Raw genomic sequence first — 1,830 nt, 5'->3', positions numbered from 1 at the left:
CCTCCTAGTATAATAATGGTGTAGTCAATCAAGACTACAAGTTAATAGTTACGGTATCTGTTCTAATGAATAACTGAAGGAGAGGCTCTCCCTCCATCAGAGGTTATTGCTAATAATTACTTGTTGTTTATCTTGTCTGAGGTTTCCATAGTGCACCAGACCAGATCCTGAGGTATAATCACCGGGGCAGGGACATTGACGGCTCCTCCTTGGGAACCAGCTCCGGCTGGCCAAACCTCTAATAAAGTCTGTCAGTCCATTCGGTGGTGATTTATGGTTTGGCTGGTTGGGAAGCCTCTGGCTATACCCGTATAAGCCGCTAGGTTGTGTATCCACCTTTTGGAAATGGATGCCTGCCAGAAAGGATATACTTATGCATTTCAATAAACTACTTCAGATGCTTGACAGCAGCCCTTATCTCTCCGTTGGCCTCGATGTCGGCGCGGATTTTACCTGGATGTCCATCGCCCTCCCCAATGGCTCTTTTTGGGGCAGGCCCTTTAAGATCATCCATGATGATCCATACTCCAGGGAGATGGCTGTCGCAAAAATAAAGGAAGCACAAGAATTGTATTCCCTCAAAAGCAGATGCTTCCTTGAGTCTACCGGGATCTACCACATCCCGCTTCTGTGCTTCCTTCGTGATAAGGGTCTTGACTGCTCCGTCATTAATCCTATCATCACTAAGAATAGCACAAATATCAACATAAGGAAACTACATAATGATAAATTTGATTCAAAAAAAGCGGCTCTTGTGGGACTCAATGCATCTTTAAAGACTTCCATCATTCCCGATGAAGACATCGCTGACCTGCGTAACCTGGTCCGTGATTATTATTACTTCAAAGATCTCCAGTCCGCCGTTGTCCTCAAGCTGAATGCGGAGCTCAAGGTATCCTTCCCGGCTTACCTGAAGGTGTTCAGCAGGATCACAACCAGGTCTTCTTTAAAGCTGCTGGGCGCTTACCCGCTTGCTAAGGATATGCTGGCTGCCCCAAAAGAGGAACTGGTTGGGATCATCCGCAGCACCGCACGCTTTGGGGATGCCTATGCCCTAAGCAGGTATGAGGCCATCCTCGAAGCTGCAAAGGATGCCGCCATCTTCGGACGTTCCCTTCCCAGCAACGCGGTCCGGATCAGGCTCTACATTGAGTCCTATCAGACATACCAGAAGCATCTGGATTCCCTCCTGCTGGCTCTGCATGAGGCAGTGGACAGACTTCATGGCACACCGGTTTATGACCGTATCTGCCTCCTTCAGTCCCTGCGTGGTGTTGGTTTCCTAAGTGCCGTTGTCCTGATGGCCGAAATGGGGGATTTTGATCTGTTTTCTTCCCCCAAGAAGCTTTATGCCTACTTTGGCCTGGATCCTGCTGTAAAGCAGTCCGGTAAGCTCAATGGTGATAAGGTCCATATGTCCAAGCGCGGGTCAAGCCTTGCAAGACGCGTCCTGCATATGGTCGCATTAAATAACCTTAAGGTAGATAAAGGGACGAAAACGCCCGTCAATCCGGTTATTTACAACTATTACACCGGCAAATGTGCCAACAAGAAAAAGAACGTGGCTGTCGGGGCCGTGATGCATAAGATCTGCAATATCATCTTTGCCATGCTCCGGGACAACAAGCCGTTTGAGATTATCCCCCCGGAGGTGCATTGTAAGCAGTACGTACTTAATCACACCGCCTCTGTTACTAACGCCGCCTAACAGAATTGGACATCTAATTTTAAAATCTCCATGTAGCTAGGCTTATTTAAGTTACCCTTTTTTAGGATAATAAAAATATCAACTTTTTTCACATCACCTCTTGACATTTCTTAGCTGGACTT

1 protein-coding gene is annotated in these 1,830 nt (G+C 47.2%); it reads left to right on the top strand.

The features are described 5' to 3' along the window. Positions 1-373: 373 nt before the first annotated feature. On the top strand, positions 374-1,708 hold the full coding sequence (locus tag H8S75_RS32240; RefSeq protein WP_187024961.1) for an IS110 family RNA-guided transposase: 1,335 nt from the start codon (positions 374-376) through the stop codon (positions 1,706-1,708). Positions 1,709-1,830 lie beyond the last annotated feature (122 nt).

The organism is Hungatella hominis, assembly GCF_014288005.1.
GTDB classification, from domain to species: Bacteria; Bacillota; Clostridia; order Lachnospirales; family Lachnospiraceae; genus Hungatella; species Hungatella effluvii.
The sequence above is the reverse complement of the archived record's forward strand: the minus strand, read 5'-3'. Positions and strand labels throughout refer to the sequence as shown.